Source organism: Nocardia sp. NPDC060259, assembly GCF_042728775.1.
Taxonomy (GTDB): Bacteria; Actinomycetota; Actinomycetes; order Mycobacteriales; family Mycobacteriaceae; genus Nocardia.
Genome location: NZ_JBHXAY010000048.1, coordinates 1 through 19,112 on the forward strand (window position 1 = coordinate 1; position 19,112 = coordinate 19,112).

The window sequence follows — 19,112 nt, forward strand, 5'->3', positions numbered from 1 at the left end:
GTTCTTGGAGCTCTGCACGATCGAGGCGACGACGTCGGACTCCGGCTTGCCCGCCTTGATCTCGCCGCAGGTCTGGGTCAGCACACCGCTGACCGCGGCGTCGTTGCGGCCCTCGGCCAGCTTCGGGAACGCGTTGCGGTAGCTCACCACGAACATGCCCGCCTTGCCCGAGTCGACCTGCGCGGTCGGGGCGGCGGACGAGGAGGAGGCGGCAGTGGAGGACGAGTCGTCGCTGCAGCCGGCCAGAAGCAGGGCGAAGACGGTGGCGCTGGCCGCGATGGCGGCGGAAGTTCTACTCACGGAGCGGGATGCTAGCGCCCCAGAAAACAAGTCGCCTGCCGTGTGGTTAACGGGAGGAAACACCGCCACGGCGAATATGCGCGGGAACTCGCCGGGAACGTGAGCGAGGTCATAGAGTGATCGCCGTCGGCAGGGCCCGAGCCACCGGTTGCGGGCCCATCACATTCGATCGCGGAAGCAGGTCACATTTACATGCGGGTAGTTCGTTCCATTGTCGCCGGTGCACTGATCGCCGGAGCCGCTGCGGTATTCACCTCGCTGGGTGCCGGATCGGCGAGCGCGGTCGCGGTGACCCCGCTGTCGGGTGGGGTCCAGGTCGACCTCAGCCCGGCCGATACCGCCTGGGTCCACCAGACCCGGTTCGGTCTGACCGTCGCCGGTCTGCCGCACCCCTCGGCGGCCTCGTTCGGCCAGGCGCTCGCAGCGGCGGCGGCGGTGTCGTCGTCGGTTCCCAACGGCCGGGTCACGTTCACCGTGTACGGCCCGTTCGATCAGCTCAACGGCACCATGCTGGCACTGCAGTAGTCAGTCGCTAACCTGCCAGGATGGAACTCCATCAGCGGATCGTCTCGGCGCCGGTCGACTTCGGCGCCATCCGTTCCGAGTTCGGGCTGGCCTCGGACTATCCTGCCGAGGCCGTCTCGGAGGCCCGCGACGCGGTCGACGCGTTCGCGGGTACCAGGGTCGACCGGACCGAGATCGAGTTCGTCACCATCGACCCGCCCAGCGCCATGGATCTGGACCAGGCGCTGCACATCGCACGCACCCCCACCGGCTTCACCCTGCATTACGCGATCGCCGATCTCGGCGCCGTGATCGTGCCGGGCGGTGCGCTCGCCCGCGAATCCGAAGCGCGCGGCCAGACCTTCTACCTGCCCGACGGCAACATTCCCCTGCACCCGACGGTGCTGTCCGAGGGCACCGCCAGCCTGCTTCCCGGTGTCGACCGCCCCGCCGCGCTGTGGACCATCGAACTGGACGACAAGGCCGTCCCGCAGAGCTTCTCGGTGACGCGCGCACTGGTGTGCTCCCGGGAGCGATTCGACTACGCGCAGGTGCAGGCGGCCGCCGACGCCGGAACGCTGCATCCGTCCCTGATCGCGCTGCCCGAGTTCGGGCGGCTACGGATCGAAGCGGGACTCGATCAGGGTGCGATCTCGCTGCGCCTGCCCGCCCAGGACGTGGTGCGCCACGGTGACAACTGGCGGCTCGAGCTGGAACCGCGGACCGCCGCGGACGACTGGAACGAACAGGTCTCGCTGCTCACCGGCATGTGCGCGGCCCGGATCATGCTGGAGCACAAGGGAACCCCGATCGGCCTGCTGCGCACCATGCCACCGCCCCCGGAGAGCGCCATCGAGTCCATGCGCCGCACCGCGGCCGCCCTCGGTGTCTCCTGGCCCGCCGACGTGCCCGTCGGCCGGCTGCTGGCAGGCCTCGACGCGAACACCCCCGCAGGCCTGGTCCTGATGTCGGAGGCAACGAGCCTGCTGCGCGGCGCCGGCTACACGATGCTCGGCGACCTCGACCAGCCGACCGGGGACCAGCTGACCCACAGCGCCATCGGCGCGCCCTACGCCCACGTGACGGCCCCGCTGCGCCGCCTCGCCGACAGGTTCACCACCGAGATCTGCCTGGCCCACTGCGCCGGTACCGACGTGCCGCAATGGGTGGTCGACGGACTCGGCCCCGCGGCCGAAACCCTGCGCCGCACCGACTCTGTCGCCAACAAGGTGGACAGGGCGTGCGTCGACCTGACCGAGGCGACCGTCCTGGCACCCCGGATCGGCGCCGAGTTCTCCGCCCTCGTTCTGCGCGAGGCCAACGGCAGCAGACCCGCCGAGATCTTCGTCGCCGACCCCCCGATCCTCGGCCGATGCGAGGGACAGCCGCCGGAAGGCGAACATGTCTCCGTGCGCCTCGCGGTGGCCGATGTCGCGACCCGGACGATCGCCTTCGAATACAACGGCCACGCTGCGCACTGACGGCCGCGGGCTCCACCGTGACCACCCAGGGCAACTCACAGGGCTTCTAGGCCCGCCAGTCACCCGCGCAGGCGCAGGACCGCGAGCACTCTGCGGTGATGGGTGTCGGAGGGCGGCAGGTCGAGTTTGGTGAAGATGTTGCCGATGTGCTTCTCGACCGCGCGCTCGGTGACGGTGATGGCCGCGGCGATCGCGCTGTTCGTCAGGCCCTGGGCCATGAGCTCGAGCACCTCACGTTCGCGGGGAGTGAGCCGGGCCAGCGAGTCCTGCTGCCGGGACGCGCCCATCAGCTGCTTGACCACCTCCGGGTCGAGCGCGGTACCGCCGGTCGCGACCCGGTGCAGCGCGTCGACGAAATCGGCGACATCGGCAACCCGATCCTTGAGCAGGTAGCCGACCCCACCGGCGCCCGCGGCGAGAAGTTCTGTCGCGTACCGGGTTTCGATCCACTGGGAGAAGACCAGCACGCCGATGCCCGGATACGCCCGGCGCAGTTCGATCGCGGCCAGCAGTCCCTCGTCGGTGAACGTGGGCGGCATCCGCACGTCCACCACCGCGACGTCGGGCTGCTGGGTGCCGACCACCTCGCTCAACGACAGGGCGTCACCGACCATCGCCACCACCTCGTGGCCGCGTTCGGTCAGCAGTCCGGCCAGACCGTCCCGCAGGATGGCGCTGTCCTCGGCGATCACCACCCGCAGCGACCGGGGCGCGCTCACTGCGGACCCGCCATCGGCAACACCATGGTCACCACGGTAGGCCCGCCTGCCGGACTGTCGACGGTGAGTGTGCCGTCGACGGACTCGGCGCGGGCGGCGAGACCGGCCAGCCCGCTGCCACCCGCCGCGCCGGCGCCGGAAGGACGCGCGCCACCGATTCCATTGTCGCGCACGGCGATCGCCAGGGAGCGCAGGCCCTCGGGCGATACCGTGACGGTAATCTCCGTCGCCCGTGCGTGTTTGACCACATTGGTGAGCAGTTCGGCGACCGAGAAATAGGCGATCGCCTCGATCGCGGGACTCGGCCGCCGCGGCAGATGGACGCGCAGCTCGACCGGCACCGCGCAGCGGGCGGTGAGCGTCTCCAGGGCGGGACCGAGACCGAGTTCGAGCGCGGGCGGGTGGATGCCGCGGACCAGTTCGCGCAGCTCGGTCAGCGCCTCCTTGGCGCCGGCGCGGGCCTCGGCGACGAGATCGCCGGGGTCACCGCCTGCGGCCAGGCGTTCCTCGGCCCTGCCGAGGGCCATCGCGATGGTGACCAGGCGCGCCTGCGTGCCGTCGTGTAGGTCGCGCTCGACCCGGCGCAGCGTCGCGGCGGCGTCGTCGACCGCGGCGCGTCTGCTGGCCCGCAGCTCGGCCAGCTGCCGGTCTCGCGGTGTCGCCGCCAGCAGGTGGGTGATCAGCATCCCGTGCACCCAGCAGACGCCCCGGATCAGCCACGGCAGCGCGAAACACAGCGCGATGCCGATGCCGGACATGGCCAGCGCGCGGGGCCAGGTGTCGACATAGAACGAACCGAACTGCACGAGGCTGTGCCGCTCGACCCCGCTCTCGTCCACCTGGACCGGATCGAACAGCAGCCACGGAATCGGGGAGAGCGCCGTGAAGGCGACCATCGCGGTCACGACGAGGACGATATAGCCGACCACCACACCGAGCACGGACTGCGCGAGCAGGAACAGTGCGGCACGCCAGCTCACCCGATCGGTGAACGCGCTCTTCAAGAATCCGATCAGGCCCGGCGCACGGACGAAGGCCGGTGGCGCCTCGACCCGGATGCCGAGCAGCGCCCCGCCGAGCGACCGGTAGATCCGCCCCCACACCCGGCCGCCGAGCAGGATCACCGCCAGCAGCGGGATGCCGACGAGGAAGATCGACGCGTACAGCCCGCCGCCGAAACCGAAGAACAGGTAGCACACGGCCACGCAGCCGAGGACGAACGACAGGATCAGGTAGCCGAGCTCCTTCCAGGCCCTGAGCCGGAAGGGCGCCCGCGCCACGGTGGCGAGCACCCCGCCGCGGTGGCCCTGGTCCGCCGGTGGGCCGTCGACCACCTCGGTCTGCTCGCCGGGACTGCCGATGATCACGGTCGGCTCGGCTGGTGTGTGCGTCATGACTCTCATGGTTGTCGCGGCGCCCCGCGTTCTCGATGGAGCTGGCCACCGGGTCGACGGTGTAGCCAGCCACACCTCACACGGCAGTGCCTGCGTCGCTCACCCGGTGACCGAGACGAAGGCGGCGGTGGCGGGGTAGCGGGCCAGGGATCGACCCGCGGCGGCTTCCTCGGTGTCGGCGAGGAGTTCGTAGAGGGTGGCGGTGGAGCCGTGGGAGCCGGCGGCGGCCACGAGGATGGCTTCGCGGGATTCGACGGCGTCGCGGTGGTCGCCGAGGACCGATTGGAGACGTTTGGCGCGGGTGCCGAGGTCGGCGGCACCGGTTCCGAGGACCTCGTGTGCCGCCTCGCAGGCATAGCGTAAACGTTTGGCGCCCTTGCGGATATCGTGCAGGATTTCGACTCGCTCGGCCGGTGCGGCGGTCGGTTCGGCGAAGACGAGTTTGCGCAGGCGCTTGCGGTCGTGGCGCACGATCTTGTCGAAGACGTGGTGGGCCTTGTCGTGTGCCAGGTCGGCGGCCAGCGGTGGATCGGTCCGCCAGGCTCGCAGCACCTCGGCCAGGTGGCGGTAGCGCATGCCGTCGAGTTCGGTGAGCACGATCGCGTGCGCGTCGGTGTAGGCGTCTCGTGCGGCGCCGACCAGAGCCTCGGTCACCACGGCGGGGACGTTGTCATGCCCGGCGAGCAGATCCTGGAACCGCGCGGCGCGCACCTCCGCGTCACGCGCGACGCCGAGCAGATCGGCCAGCCACTTCAGTTCGGTCACGGTCGCGGCGGCCTGATGCTGGTCGAACAGGTCGCGATAGGAGCGAAGGACGCTGCGCAGCCTGCGCGTGGCCACTCGCATCTGGTGCACCGAGTCGTCGGCGTCGGCGCGCACGTCGGGTTCGGCGGCCAGCAGCCGGTCGATGTCCTCGCCGAGCGCCGCGACAACGGCTTTTCCGGCCTTGCGCGCCATGATCTCAGCCTATCTTCCCGAACGCATCGGTCGCCTCGACCAGGTGATGCGTGATGCCGGGTTCGTGGGCGGTGTGCCCGGCGTCCTCGACGATGTGCAGCGTGGAGCCCGGCCAGGCCCGGTGTAGTTCCCAGGCGCTCACCGCGGGACACACGATGTCGTGGCGGCCCTGCACGATCACGCCGGGGATGTGCGCGATCCGATCGAGGTCACGCAGCAACTGTCCCTCGTCGAGGAATCCGCCGTGCCGGAAATAGTGGTTTTCGATCCGGGCGAAGGCCAGCGCGAAGCGCGCCTCGCCGGTCTCGGCGATCCGATCCGGTTGCGGCAGCAGCGAACTCGTCGCGCCTTCCCACGTCGACCACGCGACGGCGGCATCGAGGGCCACCTGTGGATCGGGGGAGTGCAGCAGCCGGTGATACACCTCGACCAGGTCGTCGTCGCGCTCCTCGACGGGGACCGGGGCCAAAAATTTCGCCCACTCGGCCGGGTACACGTTGCCCGCGGCGCCGTTGTAGTACCAGTCGATCTCCTTGCGCCGCAACAGGAAGATCCCGCGCAGCACCAGCTCGGTCACCCGCTCGGGATGGGCCTGGGCGTAGGCGAGGCCCAGGGTGGACCCCCACGAACCGCCGAACACCTGCCAGCGTTCGATGCCGAGGTGCGCGCGCAGCAGTTCCATGTCGGCGATCAGGTGCGGGGTGGTGTTGACATCCAGGCTCGCGCCGTCGGCGATGTGCGGTACCGACTGCCCGCATCCACGCTGATCGAACAGCACGATCCGGTACACCGCGGGGTCGAAGAATCGCCGTTGCAGCGGACTGGTGCCACCGCCGGGCCCGCCGTGCACGAACACCACCGGCTTGCCGTCGGGGTTGCCGCTGACCTCCCAGTACACCGACTGCCCGTCACCGACGTCGAGCAGACCTTTGTCGAACGGCTCGATCGCCGGGTACAGACCGCGCATCAGAACACCGATCCCGCAGCGAGATTCGACAGGGTGAACGCGCCCGCGCGCACGGGACGGGCCTTCCAACGGCGATGCGGCATCGATACCCCTACTCGTGTCGACTATGTCGCCATCGAGTCTGCCACTTCGCCGGATCGGTCGCCGGTGGCTTGCGAACTGCCCGGTGATCGAGATACCGCTCGATCACCGGGCACGATCTCAGAAGCTGTGTTCCGGCCCGGGGAACACGCCCCGGCGGACCTCGTCGGCGTACGCGGCTGCGGCCGAACGCAGCTCGTCGCCGACATTGCCGAAGCGCTTGACGAACTTGGCGGTCTTACCACTGGTGTACCCGGCCATGTCCTGCCAGACCAGCACCTGCGCGTCGCAGTCGGCGCCGGCGCCGATGCCGACGGTCGGGATGGTCAGCTTGTGGGTGACCTGGCCTGCCAGCTCGGCGGGCACCATCTCCATGACGACGGAGAACGCGCCGGCTTCCTGCACGGCGATCGCGTCGGCGATGAGCTGCTCGGCGCCGTCACCGCGGCCCTGTACCCGGAACCCGCCGAGGGTGTTGACGCTCTGCGGGGTGAAACCGATGTGCGCCATCACCGGGATACCCGCCGCGGTGATCACCGCGATCTGCTCGGCGACGCGTTCGCCGCCCTCGAGCTTGACCGCGTGCGCGCCGCCCTCCTTCATGAACCGGGTGGCGGTCGCCAGCGCCTGCTGCGGCGAGGACTCGTAGGTGCCGAAGGGCAGGTCGGCGACGACCAGCGCGTGCGGCGCGCCACGGACGACGCCGCGCACCAGGGGGATCAGTTCGTCGACGGTGATCGGCACGGTGGTGTCGTAGCCGTACACGACGTTGGCGGCGGAATCGCCGACCAGCAGGACCGGGATGCCCGCTTCCTCGAAGAGGCGCGCGGAGGAATAGTCGTAGGCCGTCAGCATCGACCAGCGCTCGCCCTCGGCCTTCATCTGCTGTAGATGCTGGACGCGGGTCTTGCGGCGGGGCTGCTTGGTCGGGGTGGCTTCGGCTGCGGGAGCGGCACCGTAGGCAGGGGTCTGCTCATCGGATACGGACATCATCGTCCCTTTCGTCTGGTTCCTCGAGGCCCGTACCGGGTCCCCGGGTTTTTCTGACGAATCCAGTGTGCCACCTCGGGCCGAGCCGCTTTAAGGGCCTGTCCCGGTGTGATCGGTCACAGCGGTGGTTGGGCTACCGTGAAAGCGAGCCCGTTCGGGCGCATCGAGTTGTGCGCCGTGTGGCGCGGAAAGGTGGGCCCACCGTGCAGCGTGGCAGGTTTGTCGTGCTCGTCGGCGCTGCGTGCGCGCTGATCGTCTCCGGATGCACCAGCGCCGAGACGAGCGCGCCCCGCGCCGAGCTGCCGCCTCCGCCCGACGGTCTGGCCCAGTTCTATGAGCAGCCCCTGGAGTGGGGTTCGTGCGAGGGCTTCGGCAGTCCGGAGGACCGGCTGCCGCCCAAGACCGAATGCGCGCGGATCACCGTGCCCGTCGACTACGCCCGCCCGGACGGCCCGACCGCCCAGATCGCGATGTCGCGGATTCCGGCCACCGGTGACAAGCTCGGCTCGCTGCTGATGAACCCCGGTGGTCCCGGCGTCTCCGGGCTGTCGATGGTCACCGTCGGCAACCGCACCGAACTGGCCGACCGATTCGACCGGGTCGGCTTCGATCCGCGCGGCGTCGGGTCCTCGCTGCCCTCGATCGTGTGCCTGACCCCGCAGCAGGCCGACGCCGAACGCGCGGAGCCGCCGACCGACAACAGCCCGGCGGGCATCGCCGAGGCCGAGGCCGACAACCGTGAGTACGCCGACCGCTGTGTCGAGCGCAGCGGCACCGAGCTGCTCACCCATGTCGGCACCCGCGAGGTCGTCCAGGACATGGACGTGATGCGCGCGGTGCTCGGCGATCCGAAGCTGAGCTACCTCGGCTACTCCTACGGCACCCGGCTCGGCTCGGCCTACGCCGAGAAGTTCCCGCAGAACGTGCGTGCGCTCGTGCTCGACGGCGCGGTGGACTCCTCCCAGGACCCGGTGCAGGAATCGCTGCGCCAGGCCGCGGGCTTCCAGGGCGTGTTCGATGCCTACGCCGCCGAGTGCGCGCAGAACGCCGACTGCCCGCTCGGCACCGATCCGGCCCAGTCGGTGGCCCGGTTCCGCGCACTGGTCGCCCCGCTGGAGACCACGCCCGCCGCGACGACCGATCCGCGCGGGCTCAGCTACGGCGACGCGATCACCGGCGTCCAGCAGGCCCTCTACAGCGACGACCTGTGGAACATCCTCACCCAGGGCCTGACCGAACTGCGCGACGGACACGGCGACACGTTGTTGCAGCTGGCCGACATGTACGACGGCCGCCGCGAGGACGGCACCTACGCCAACATCCAGGACGCCTTCAACGCCATCCGCTGCGTCGACGATCCCCGGATCACCGATCCCGCGGTCGTCGCCCGCCAGGACGCCGAGTACCGCAAGGCCGCGCCCTTCCTCGACGACGGCAAGGGCACCGGCGCCGCCCCGCTCGAACTCTGCGCCTCCTGGCCGGTGCCCAACACCAGCACACCCCACCGGGTGTCGGCGCAGGGCCTGCCGACGACGGTCGTCGTCTCCACCACCGACGACCCCGCGACGCCGTACCAGGCCGGTGTCGACCTGGCCGCCCAGCTGGGCGCCGAGCTGATCACCTTCCGCGGTAACCGGCACACCGCCGCCTTGGTCGCGGGCGACCGCTGCGTCGACGACGCGGTGATCGACTACCTGGTCGACCTCGCCGCGCCCGGTGCCGGACTCACCTGCTGACCGATACCGCGGCGCACCGCGCGCCGTCAGTCCGGGTGAGATGTGCGAAGGATGTGACGAGATAGCACAACACGACCGCGTATGTAACACGGATTTAACGCCGGGTGCTTACGCTCGCCGGTATGGATCGCCAGAAGGAATTCGTGCTGCGGACGCTCGAAGAGCGGGACATCCGCTTCGTCCGTCTCTGGTTCACCGACGTGCTGGGCTACCTGAAGTCCGTCGCCATCGCGCCCGCCGAGCTCGAGGGCGCCTTCGAGGAGGGCATCGGCTTCGACGGTTCGGCCATCGAAGGCTTCGCGCGCGTGTCCGAGGCGGACATGGTCGCGCGGCCGGATCCGTCGACCTTCCAGGTGCTGCCTTGGGCCACCTCCAAGGGCCACCAGCACTCCGCCCGCATGTTCTGCGACATCACCATGCCCGACGGTTCGCCGTCGTGGGCCGACCCGCGCCACGTGCTGCGCCGTCAGCTCAACAAGGCCGCCGACGTCGGCTTCAGCTGCTACGTGCACCCCGAGATCGAGTTCTTCCTGCTGGAGAACGGCCTGAAGAACGGCGAGCCGGTGCCCGCCGACAACGGCGGCTTCTTCGACCAGGCCGTGCACGACTCGGCCCCCAACTTCCGCCGCCACGCCATCGACGCGCTCGAGTCGATGGGCATCTCGGTGGAGTTCAGCCACCACGAGGGCGCCCCCGGCCAGCAGGAGATCGACCTGCGCTACGCCGACGCGCTGTCGATGGCCGACAACGTGATGACCTTCCGCTACCTCATCAAGGAGGTCGCGATCGACGAGGGCGTGCGCGCCACGTTCATGCCCAAGCCGTTCGCCCAGTACCCCGGCTCGGCCATGCACACCCACATGAGCCTGTTCGAAGGCGAGTCCAACGCCTTCGCCGACGCCGACGACCCGGAGAACCTGTCCTCGACGGCGCGCTCGTTCATCGCGGGCATCCTCGAGCACGCCCCCGAGATCAGCGCCATCAGCAACCAGTGGGTGAACTCCTACAAGCGCCTCATCCACGGCGGCGAGGCGCCGACGGCGGCCTCCTGGGGCCGGTCCAACCGCTCGGCGCTGGTGCGCGTGCCGATGTACACGCCGAACAAGTCCTCGTCGCGGCGCGTCGAGATCCGCAGCCCAGATTCGGCCTGCAACCCGTATCTGACCTTCGCGGTGCTGCTCGCCGCCGGTCTGCGCGGCATCGAGAAGGGCTACACGCTGCCGCCCGAGGCCGAGGACGACGTGTGGTCGCTGACCGACGCCGAGCGTCGCGCCATGGGCTTCCGCTCGCTGCCGGGCACCCTCGACGAGGCGCTGCAGGCGATGGAGCGCTCGGAGCTGGTCGCCGAGACGCTCGGTGAGCACGTCTTCGACTTCTTCCTGCGCAACAAGCGCCGCGAATGGGCCGATTACCGCAGCCAGGTGACGCCGTGGGAGCTCAAGGAATACCTCAGCCTGTGACACACGTCCGGCGCGCCGGGCGTGACGCAGTCGATGCCGGGACCCTGTACTTTTAGGACATGGTCCGGCCACCGACTGTCCGCTCCGCTGTTCCCGGCGTCGGCAGGCTCGGCTTGCTCGAGCCCACCGCGGCGGATTCCCTGCACCAGCTCGGCTGGGACAACGTCGACGGCGTGCCCGTGCTGTGGGCGCTGTCGCGTTCCCCCGATGCCGACCTGGCACTGTCGACCCTCGTACGGCTGTGCGAGTCACTCGGAAACGACTGGACCGAACTGGATTCGGCGATCCGCTCCGACACCACACTGCGCGGCAGGCTGTTCGGGCTGCTCGGCTCCTCGACCGCGTTCGGCGACCATCTCGTCGCGGCGCCCGCCGCGTGGAAGATCCTGCGCGAGAATCGGATTCCCGACCGCGACGACCTGATCGCCGACCTGCTCGACGCGGTCGACGCGAAACCCGAGACCGGGCCCAACGCCGGGCCGATGCTGTTCCGGGCCGGTATCGCCGGGCCGGAGGCGATCGCGTTGCTGCGCAGCAGGTATCGCGATCAGCTGATGCTGCTGGCCGCGGTCGATCTGGCCTCCACCGTCGAGAACGAGCCGGTGCCGCCGTATCAGGTGGTCGGCAGGCATCTGTCGGATCTGGCCGACGCCGCGCTCACCGCCGCGCTGTCGGTCGCGGTCGCGCGGGTGTGCAAGAACGGCCCGGTGCCGGTGCGCCTCGCGGTGATCGCGATGGGCAAATGCGGTGCGCGCGAACTGAACTACGTCAGCGACGTCGACGTGGTGTTCGTCGCCGAACCGGCCGACGCCACCGCGACCCGGCTGGCCGCGGAGATGATGAGCATCGCCAGCTCGGCCTTCTTCGAGGTCGACGCGGCGCTGCGTCCCGAGGGCAAGGCGGGCGCGCTGGTGCGCACGCTCGACTCCCACCTGGCCTACTACAAGCGCTGGGCCCGCACCTGGGAATTCCAGGCGCTGCTGAAGAACCGGCCGATGACCGGCGATCTGGAGCTCGGGCAGCAGTACCGCGACGCGCTGATGCCGATGGTGTGGACCGCCTCGGAACGTCCCGACTTCGTCGCCGACGTGCAGGCGATGCGCCGCCGGGTGGAAGACCTGGTCCCCGCCGACCTGCGCGAGCGCGAACTCAAACTCGGCGCGGGCAGCCTGCGCGATGTCGAATTCGCCGTGCAGCTGCTGCAATTGGTGCACGGGCGGGTCGACGACTCGCTGCACGCCACCAATACCGTCGAGGCGCTCACCGCGCTGGCGGCGGGCGGCTACGTCGGCCGCGACGACGCCGCCAATCTCACCGCCTCCTACGAATTCCTGCGCCTGCTCGAGCACCGCCTGCAGTTGCAGCGGCTCAAGCGCACCCACACCCTGCCCGCCGCCGACGACGAGGAGGGCATGCGCTGGCTGGCCCGCGCCGCCCACATCCGCCCGGACGGCCGCCAGGACGCGGTCGGCGTGCTCGAGACCGACATCCGCCGCAATTCCCTGCGGGTGCGGCGCCTGCACGCCAAGCTGTTCTACCGCCCGCTGCTCGAGGCGGTCGCCCGGCTCGACTCCGACGCGCTGCGGCTGAGCCCCGATGCCGCCGTCCGCCAGCTCGCCGCCCTCGGTTACGGCGCCCCCGCCAACGCGCTCGGACATCTCAAGGCACTCACCGGTGGTGTCTCCCGCAAGGGCCGCATCCAGGCGCTGCTGCTGCCGACTCTGCTCGAATGGCTCGGTGACACACCGAATCCCGACGCGGGCCTGCTCGCCTACCGCCGGGTGTCCGAGGGCCTCGACGACCAGATCTGGTTCCTGCGCGAACTGCGTGACGAAGGGGCCATCGCCCAGCGCCTGATGATCGTGCTCGGTTCCTCGGAGTACCTGCCAGACCTGCTGATCAACGCCCCCGAGACGATTCGCATGTACGCCGACGGACCGGGCGGCCCGCAGCTGCTCGGCCCGCAACCGGAGGACGTGGCCCGCGGCATCCAGACCGCGGCGGCCCGCTACGACGACCCGAATCGCGCTGTCGCGGCGGCCCGTTCGCTGCGCAGGCACGAGCTGGCCCGCGTCGCCTCGGCCGATCTGCTCGGCATGCTCGACGTGCCGCAGGTGTGCGCCGCGCTGTCCTCGGTGTGGGTGGCGGTGCTCGAGGCCTCGCTCAGCGCGGTCATCCGGGCGTCGGAGGCCGAGCGGGGCGCGCCCGCGCCCGCCGACTTCGCGGTGATCGGCATGGGCAGGCTCGGCGGCATGGAGCTCGGCTATGGCTCCGACGCCGATGTGCTGTTCGTCTGCGACCCGCGGCCCGGCGAGGACGAGACCACGGCCGTGAAGTGGGCCGTCGGCATCGCCGAGAAGGTGCAGCGGCTGCTCGGCGCGCCGAGCACCGATCCGCCGCTGCAGGTCGACGCGGGATTGCGGCCGGAGGGCCGCAACGGCGCCCTTGTCCGCACCCTGGCGGCCTATCAGGCCTACTACGACCAATGGGCCCAGCCGTGGGAGGTGCAGGCGCTGCTGCGCGCGCACCAGGTGGCGGGAGATCAGGACCTCGGCGTGCGATTCCTGCACGTCATCGACCCGATCCGGTACCCGGCGGGTGGGGTGTCGGCCGATGCGGTCCGCGAGATCCGCCGCATCAAGGCCCGCGTCGACGCCGAGCGGCTGCCGCGCGGCGCCAACCCCGCCACGCACACCAAGCTGGGTCGCGGCGGCCTGGCCGACATCGAATGGACCGTGCAACTGCTGCAGTTGCGCCACGCCCACGAAGTGCCGGCCCTGCACAACACCTCGACGCTGCAATCGCTCGACGTCATCGAGGCCGAGGGCATCCTCGAGCCCGAAGACGTTGCGCTGCTGCGTGAATCGTGGATCACCGCCACCGCGGCCCGCAACGCGCTTGTCCTCGTCAAGGGCAAGCCGACCGATCAGCTCCCCGGCCCGGGCCGTCTACTATCGGCGGTCGCGCGGGTGGCGGGCTGGCCCACCGACGACGGCAGCGAGTTCCTCGACAATTACATGCGCATCACCCGTCGCGCGAAAGCGGTGGTGGAGCGGGTCTTCGGGGGATGAGGGCATGAGAAAGGCCCCACACCAAGGGTGCGGGGCCTTTCTAGCTCACGCTGAAATCAGATGGCGCGGACGTCCTGGGCCTGCGGGCCCTTCTGGCCCTGGCCGACCTCGAACTCCACCCGCTGACCCTCTTCGAGGGACTTGAAGCCCGAGCCGCCGATGGCGGAGTAATGCACGAAGACGTCGGGGCCGCCTCCGTCTTGGGCGATGAAGCCGAAGCCCTTCTCGCCGTTGAACCACTTAACAGTGCCTTGAGTCATGGTGTTTAAAAGTCTTTTCCGTAGATGAGCCATGGCGATCTCTGTGATCAGCCCAGTCTCAGCAACCTAGTATGCCATACTCATCGACAAACTGCGCGCGCGGCTTGATCACACCGTGATCTGGGCGGAGTCTGCGGCGACACACGGCGTGTCGGAGCCGGGGATCGCGGTTGTGCGCGCCGAGGTCACATCTCGTCGCGCGGTATGCCAATCTGGGCGACATGGGTGAGACGAACGATGAGCGCTTCGGACACGTCGACCTGGCCTTGCGGGTGCTCGACGCGCATGTCGCATTCACCAAGGACCAGCTGCTGCAGCCCGCGGGTTTTCGCGAGCTCGTCGTCGACGAGGTGGACGGCCTGCTCGCCGAGGCGCAGGAGCTGACGCTGGCCGAGGCCGTCACGCGTGACCAGATCAAGGACGTCGCGCACAAGTACGCGGTGCAGATCCCGGTCGAGGGCGCGATCCCCGAACTGGTCGGCGAGATCGCCGCCCGGCTGTACAACCATCGCGCCCAGGACGAGATCCCGGTCGGCGATGTCGTGGACAACCGTCGCTTCGACGAGCTGGTCTCGGCCGTGGCCGACATGGAGGTCGCACACCGGCTGGTGCGGCTCGTGCTCAACAGCCCGGTCACCGTCGACGCCTGCGTCGAAGCCGTGCAGCGCGCTGTCGTCACCGCGGTCGACGAGGGCAGGCACGCCGACGGCGGCGGGCTGGCGCAGTCGCTGCGCGGCGCGCTCGCCCGGCTGGCCGAACCCGCGCTGCCCGCGATCGAGAACGGCGTCGGCCGCCTCACCCGCACCGGTGCGCGATTCGTGTTGCGCGGCAACCGCAACGACGCCGACGACGTCCTGCTCGACGCCGCCCGCGAGACCTGGCGCAAGCACACCGGCGACGCGGTCGGCTCCTTCCGCGACCTGGTCTCGGCCAACGACGTGGAAGACGCCGTCGTCCTCACCTTCGAGTTCTGGCGCACCTTCCGCGACACCGACTACTTCCACGCGCTGCTGGACGAGGGCATCGATCACGTCTTCGACAAGTACGGCGACACCCCACTGGCCGAACTGCTCGCCGAGCTCGGCATCGGGCGCGAGGACATGATCGAGGAGGCCTTGCGTTTCGGCCCCTCGGTGCTCGGAACGCTCGACGAGCGTGGCTATCTCGACACCGTGGTCCGGCGCAGGCTGGCACCGTTCTACGCCTCCGACGCGTTCCGTGCCGCGGTGGCGGATACGCGCTAGCGGAAGCATCCACCCGCGAGTCCTGTTCGGCCGCTGGCGCGTCGGTGTTTGTCGGTACGATTCGTGCAACGATGGAGCGCCTGCGCTACCGGATCGCGATCGAAAGGCTGCCGTGACACGTCTGTCCTCCCTGCTCGACCAGATCGATTCCGGAGCGGTGCTGCTGCCGGAATTCCAGCGCGGCTACGTGTGGAACAGGGACCAGGTGCGCGGGCTCATGCGGTCGCTGTATCTCGGGTACCCGGTCGGCGGGCTCCTGGTGTGGGAAACCGGCTCCGAGGACATCGCCGTGCGCGGCGGGGCAGGCGGGTCGGGACTGCGGCAGCTGCTGCTCGACGGTCAGCAGCGCATCACCACGCTCTACGGCATCCTGCGTGGCCGTGCGCCGTCGTTCTTCGAGGGCGACGCCGTGGCGTTCACCGGACTCCATTTCGACGTCGACCGTGAGGTTTTCGAGTTCCAGATCCCCGGCCGTGACACCGCGCCGACCTGGATCGATGTCACCGAGCTGTTCGCGCACGGCCCGGTGCACTACCTGCCCCGGTTCACCGATGTGCCGCAGGAAACCCTCGCCGCCTACCTCGACCGGTTGAACAAGCTGCGCGAGATCACCCACCGCGAGTTCAACGTCGAGACCATCACCGGCTCCGATCGCACCGTCGACGAGGTCGTCGACATCTTCAACCGGGTCAACTCCGGCGGCACCAAACTGTCCAAGGGCGACCTGGCACTGGCGACGCTGTGCGCGCAGTGGCCGCAGGCCCGCGGCAACCTGCGCGACCACCTGATCCGCTGGGACAAGGACGGCTACACCTTCACTCTGGACTGGTTGCTGCGCAACGTGATCGCCGTCGGCAACGGCCGCGCGCACTTCGACGCGCTCGGTGATCTCTCGCCCGCGGAGTTCGAGCAGGCACTGGTCGCGACCGCGACCCAGGTCGACACCTTCCTCGACACCGTGGCGGGCCGCCTCGGCCTCGACCACGACCGAGTCCTCATGGGGCGCTACGCGATTCCCGTGGTGACCAGGCTGCTGTTCCTCAACGGCGGCCGCTTCGACGACGACCTGCACCGCGACCGGGTCCTGTACTGGTACATCCATTCCGCGCTGTGGGGCCGCTTCAGCGGTTCCACCGAGACCTTCCTGCAGCAGGACTACGACACCCTCGAACGCGGCGGCATCAACGGGCTCATCGCCTCGCTGGAGCGGCTGCGCGGCGGCTCACTCGACCTGTGCGCCGACGATTTCGCCGGCGCGACCCGAGGCTCGCGGTTCTATCCGCTGCTGTATCTGCTGACCCGCGTGGACGGTTCGCGCGATCTGGGCACCGGATCCGAGCTCGGCATCGAGCAGTTCGGCGAGCGCTCGCCGGTGCAGGTGCACTACCTGTTCCCGAAGACCACGCTGCGCGATGCCGGATACGAGCGCAACGAGATCAACGCGATCGCCAACTTCTGCTTCCTCAGCCCCGGCTCGGAAGCAGAACTGGGCGAGCGCGAGCCCGCCGACTACCTCGCCGAGGTGGAGCGCAGACATCCGGGAGTGCTCGCCTCACAGTGGATTCCGACCGATCCGGCACTGTGGCGGGTGGAGAACTATCGTGAATTCCTGCGCGCCCGGCGCAAGTTGCTGTCCGCGGCCGCCGACGCCTTCCTCGAGCAGTTGCGCACCGGCACCCTGCACCGGCCGACGCTGCTGTCCGTCGGCGTCGCCGGGGTGACCATCGGCGATCCGGCGGTGGACCAGGTGAACGCGCTCGTCGACGACCTCATCGCCGACGGCTTCGGTTTCCCGCTGCTCGACAGCGAGGTCTCCGACCCGGTGACCGGCCGCGAACTCGCTGTCGCCGAAGCCTTCTGGCCCGAGGGCCTGCAGCCCGGCGTCGGCATGCCGGTGGTGCTGGTACTCGAGCCGGCCAACGCCGACCTCACCCGCCTCGCCCAGCTCGGCTACGCGGTGTTCACCTCCGTCGACGCCCTGCGCGGCTATGTCGACAACCTGCGCGTCGAGGTCTCCGGCGACACCGGCCTCTACGGCCCCGCCGCCGACGTCGCCGCACTGGCCGACCGCCTGCCCGCCACCTGGGTCGGCAACTCCGAGCAGGTCTGGTTCCGCTTCGCCTGGAACCAGCTCGAGCGCGACCGGGCCGACGGCGCCGACGCGGCACTGGAGCCCGAACAGGTCGCCCTGCGCTACATCGCCCTGTGGGCGCTGACCCGCACCTTCTACATCCACGCCTTCGACCAGGGCAATCCGGGGGAGTGGCGCTACTACCTCGGCGACGCCATCGGTCCCGCTCCGCTGGTGCCTCGCGAATGGCTGGCCCGGCGCGCCGTGGAATCCGGTGCACTGGCACCCGGCGCCGCCCCCGGCGACGAGGACATCGCGATCGCCCTGGTCCACGGCGTCATCGAGGTGGTCGAGGATGTCGCCACCGCTCTGGCCCACCTCCTCGGCGGTCCCGGCCTGTTCGCGTCCCTCTGGGCCTCGGCGGGCGCCGCCGAACACTACGGCTACCCCCTGTCCACCGACCAGATCAACGACCTCATCAACCAGGTCGTCAACGATCCCGCCTCCCGGAAGATCCAGGCCTACAACTGGATCGAGGCGGGGCTACCGCTCTAGGGCGTTGCGGTCGCGCGCTGGAACGTGGTGACGAAGTCACGCAGGGCGGCGCGGTCCTCGGTGCCGACCGGGCGATAGCCGCGGGCGGCTTCGACCGTGACCGCCGTGCCCGCGCGGAGCGGGAGTTCGGTCCAGCACACGGGGAGCACCGGCAGCTGGATGGTGCGGTCGGCGACGGTCAGGGTGAGCGCGGAGGTGTAGCGGCCCGCGACTGTCATCAGCTCCTCGACCGCTGCCTCGGTGAGCGGGCCTGCCGCCGTGAATTCCTCGATGTACATGCCGCCTCCTTCCGCGCCAGTGTATGCCCCACAGAAATCTCTCAAGATCACCATAAGTGGGCCGCAATGTCGGCTGCATAGGGTGACCGCATGATGCGTGAATGGATGGAATGGGCCTTGCTCGTCCTGGGGTGGGGCGCAGTGATCACGGCGGTGGCCGGGATCGTGTTGCATGTCGGGAACTGGTCGCAGCGGTCGATGGTGTTGCTGGCCTCGGGGGCGATGTGGTTGATGCTCGGCGCGGTCGTCGGGTCGATCTTGCTGCTGATCGCGCGGAGCTGGCGGAGCGCGGTCGCCGGGGTGGTGGTGCTGGTCGGCGCGCTGTGGCTGGTGGCGCCGTCCTACATTCCGGAGAGCCGCGCGGCCGCTGGGCCGGAACTGGTCGTGTTGCAGTCGAACCTGCTGTTCGGCCAGGCCGACACCGCCGCGGTGGTCGCGGCCGTGCGGGACAACGACGTCGACGTGCTCACCACCGAGGAGTTGACCGTCGGCGCGATCGAGCGCCTGCGCGCCGCCGGACTGACAGACCTGCTGCCCTACACCTACCTGGAACCCGCGCAGTCCGGCGGCGGGGGCACGGGCATCTACAGCCGATACCCGTTGCGCGACACCGAGAAATACGACGGCTTCATCATGAGCAATATCTCCGCGACGATGGAACATCCACAGCGCGGCCCGATCTCGGTCTTCGCCTTCCATCCGATCCCGCCGAACCTCGACTTCGCCGCGTGGTCGGCGGAGATGCGCCGGGTCGACGAGATCCTCGCTGGAACCAGCGCGCCCGCGATCGTCGGCGCGGATTTCAATGCCACCCACGATCATTCGGCCTACCGCGCCCTGCTCGACGGTCCTTTCGCGTCGGCGGCCGCCCAGACCGGCGACGGCATCCTGCTCACCTTCCCCGCGGATCGGCGGTGGGGACCGGTGATCGGCATCGATCACGTTCTCGTCGCAGGTGGTGTGGCGCAACAGGTTCGCACGCTCACCATCCCCGGCACCGATCACCGCGCGGTGCTGGCTTCGGTGCGGATGGACAGCTGACCG

Annotated in this window: 16 protein-coding genes; 8 read left to right on the forward strand and 8 right to left on the reverse strand. The window is 69.7% G+C overall.

Annotated elements, in window-relative coordinates:
• Window positions 1-300, reverse strand: a 300-nt coding sequence (locus ACFWF2_RS18645) for a hypothetical protein (RefSeq protein ID WP_379308679.1), incomplete at its 3' end; no start/stop codon positions are given.
• A 192-nt stretch (window positions 301-492) separates the two neighbouring features.
• On the opposite strand from ACFWF2_RS18645, the gene ACFWF2_RS18650 reads away from it, so the two are divergent.
• Complete coding sequence (locus ACFWF2_RS18650) at window positions 493-825, forward strand: hypothetical protein (RefSeq protein ID WP_379308680.1); 333 nt, start codon at window positions 493-495, stop codon at window positions 823-825.
• A 20-nt stretch (window positions 826-845) separates the two neighbouring features.
• Window positions 846-2,285, forward strand: coding sequence for an RNB domain-containing ribonuclease (locus tag ACFWF2_RS18655; protein WP_379308681.1), 1,440 nt, complete (start codon window positions 846-848; stop codon window positions 2,283-2,285).
• Between the two features lie 59 nt (window positions 2,286-2,344).
• Here the strand turns inward: ACFWF2_RS18655 and ACFWF2_RS18660 are convergent, their stop codons facing one another.
• From ACFWF2_RS18660 to panB, 5 genes are all read right to left on the reverse strand, one after another.
• On the reverse strand, window positions 2,345-2,986 hold the full coding sequence (locus ACFWF2_RS18660; protein ID WP_379308719.1) for a LuxR C-terminal-related transcriptional regulator: 642 nt from the start codon (window positions 2,984-2,986) through the stop codon (window positions 2,345-2,347).
• Between the two features lie 14 nt (window positions 2,987-3,000).
• Entirely contained in the window at window positions 3,001-4,398 is a 1,398-nt protein-coding gene (locus tag ACFWF2_RS18665; protein ID WP_379308682.1) for a sensor histidine kinase, read from the reverse strand.
• Window positions 4,399-4,497: 99 nt separating this feature from the next.
• The gene (locus ACFWF2_RS18670; RefSeq protein WP_379308683.1) at window positions 4,498-5,355 is read right to left on the reverse strand and encodes a CHAD domain-containing protein; all 858 of its coding nucleotides are present in this window, start codon (window positions 5,353-5,355) and stop codon (window positions 4,498-4,500) included.
• 4 nt (window positions 5,356-5,359) lie between these two features.
• Window positions 5,360-6,322 carry a prolyl aminopeptidase gene (pip, locus tag ACFWF2_RS18675; protein WP_379308684.1) on the reverse strand — a complete coding sequence of 321 codons (963 nt, stop codon included), beginning with the start codon at window positions 6,320-6,322 and terminating at the stop codon, window positions 5,360-5,362.
• Between the two features lie 201 nt (window positions 6,323-6,523).
• A complete protein-coding gene (gene panB, locus ACFWF2_RS18680; RefSeq protein WP_379308685.1) occupies window positions 6,524-7,393 on the reverse strand; it encodes a 3-methyl-2-oxobutanoate hydroxymethyltransferase in 870 nt (289 codons plus the stop codon).
• Between the two features lie 203 nt (window positions 7,394-7,596).
• Between panB and ACFWF2_RS18685 the strand changes: the two genes are divergently transcribed.
• From ACFWF2_RS18685 to ACFWF2_RS18695, 3 genes are all read left to right on the forward strand, one after another.
• Window positions 7,597-9,129, forward strand: a complete 1,533-nt coding sequence (locus ACFWF2_RS18685; RefSeq protein ID WP_379308686.1) for an alpha/beta hydrolase — start codon at window positions 7,597-7,599, stop codon at window positions 9,127-9,129.
• Window positions 9,130-9,251: 122 nt separating this feature from the next.
• Window positions 9,252-10,589 carry a glutamine synthetase family protein gene (locus ACFWF2_RS18690; RefSeq protein WP_379308687.1) on the forward strand — a complete coding sequence of 446 codons (1,338 nt, stop codon included), beginning with the start codon at window positions 9,252-9,254 and terminating at the stop codon, window positions 10,587-10,589.
• A 59-nt stretch (window positions 10,590-10,648) separates the two neighbouring features.
• A complete protein-coding gene (locus ACFWF2_RS18695) occupies window positions 10,649-13,660 on the forward strand; it encodes a bifunctional [glutamine synthetase] adenylyltransferase/[glutamine synthetase]-adenylyl-L-tyrosine phosphorylase (protein ID WP_379308688.1) in 3,012 nt (1,003 codons plus the stop codon).
• A gap of 56 nt (window positions 13,661-13,716) precedes the next feature.
• Here ACFWF2_RS18695 and ACFWF2_RS18700 read toward each other — a convergent pair whose 3' ends face one another.
• A complete protein-coding gene (locus ACFWF2_RS18700) occupies window positions 13,717-13,920 on the reverse strand; it encodes a cold-shock protein (RefSeq protein WP_056821080.1) in 204 nt (67 codons plus the stop codon).
• Between the two features lie 221 nt (window positions 13,921-14,141).
• Between ACFWF2_RS18700 and ACFWF2_RS18705 the strand changes: the two genes are divergently transcribed.
• Complete coding sequence (locus tag ACFWF2_RS18705; protein WP_379308689.1) at window positions 14,142-15,164, forward strand: hypothetical protein; 1,023 nt, start codon at window positions 14,142-14,144, stop codon at window positions 15,162-15,164.
• A gap of 112 nt (window positions 15,165-15,276) precedes the next feature.
• Window positions 15,277-17,790 carry a DUF262 domain-containing protein gene (locus ACFWF2_RS18710; RefSeq protein WP_379308690.1) on the forward strand — a complete coding sequence of 838 codons (2,514 nt, stop codon included), beginning with the start codon at window positions 15,277-15,279 and terminating at the stop codon, window positions 17,788-17,790.
• On the opposite strand, the gene ACFWF2_RS18715 is transcribed toward ACFWF2_RS18710, so the two are convergent.
• A complete protein-coding gene (locus ACFWF2_RS18715; RefSeq protein ID WP_379308691.1) occupies window positions 17,787-18,068 on the reverse strand; it encodes a hypothetical protein in 282 nt (93 codons plus the stop codon). The two genes, ACFWF2_RS18710 and ACFWF2_RS18715, sit on opposite strands and share 4 nt — an antisense overlap.
• A 90-nt stretch (window positions 18,069-18,158) precedes the next feature.
• On the opposite strand from ACFWF2_RS18715, the gene ACFWF2_RS18720 reads away from it, so the two are divergent.
• Window positions 18,159-19,109, forward strand: coding sequence for an endonuclease/exonuclease/phosphatase family protein (locus ACFWF2_RS18720; protein ID WP_379308692.1), 951 nt, complete (start codon window positions 18,159-18,161; stop codon window positions 19,107-19,109).
• The last annotated feature ends 3 nt before the right edge of the window (window positions 19,110-19,112 follow it).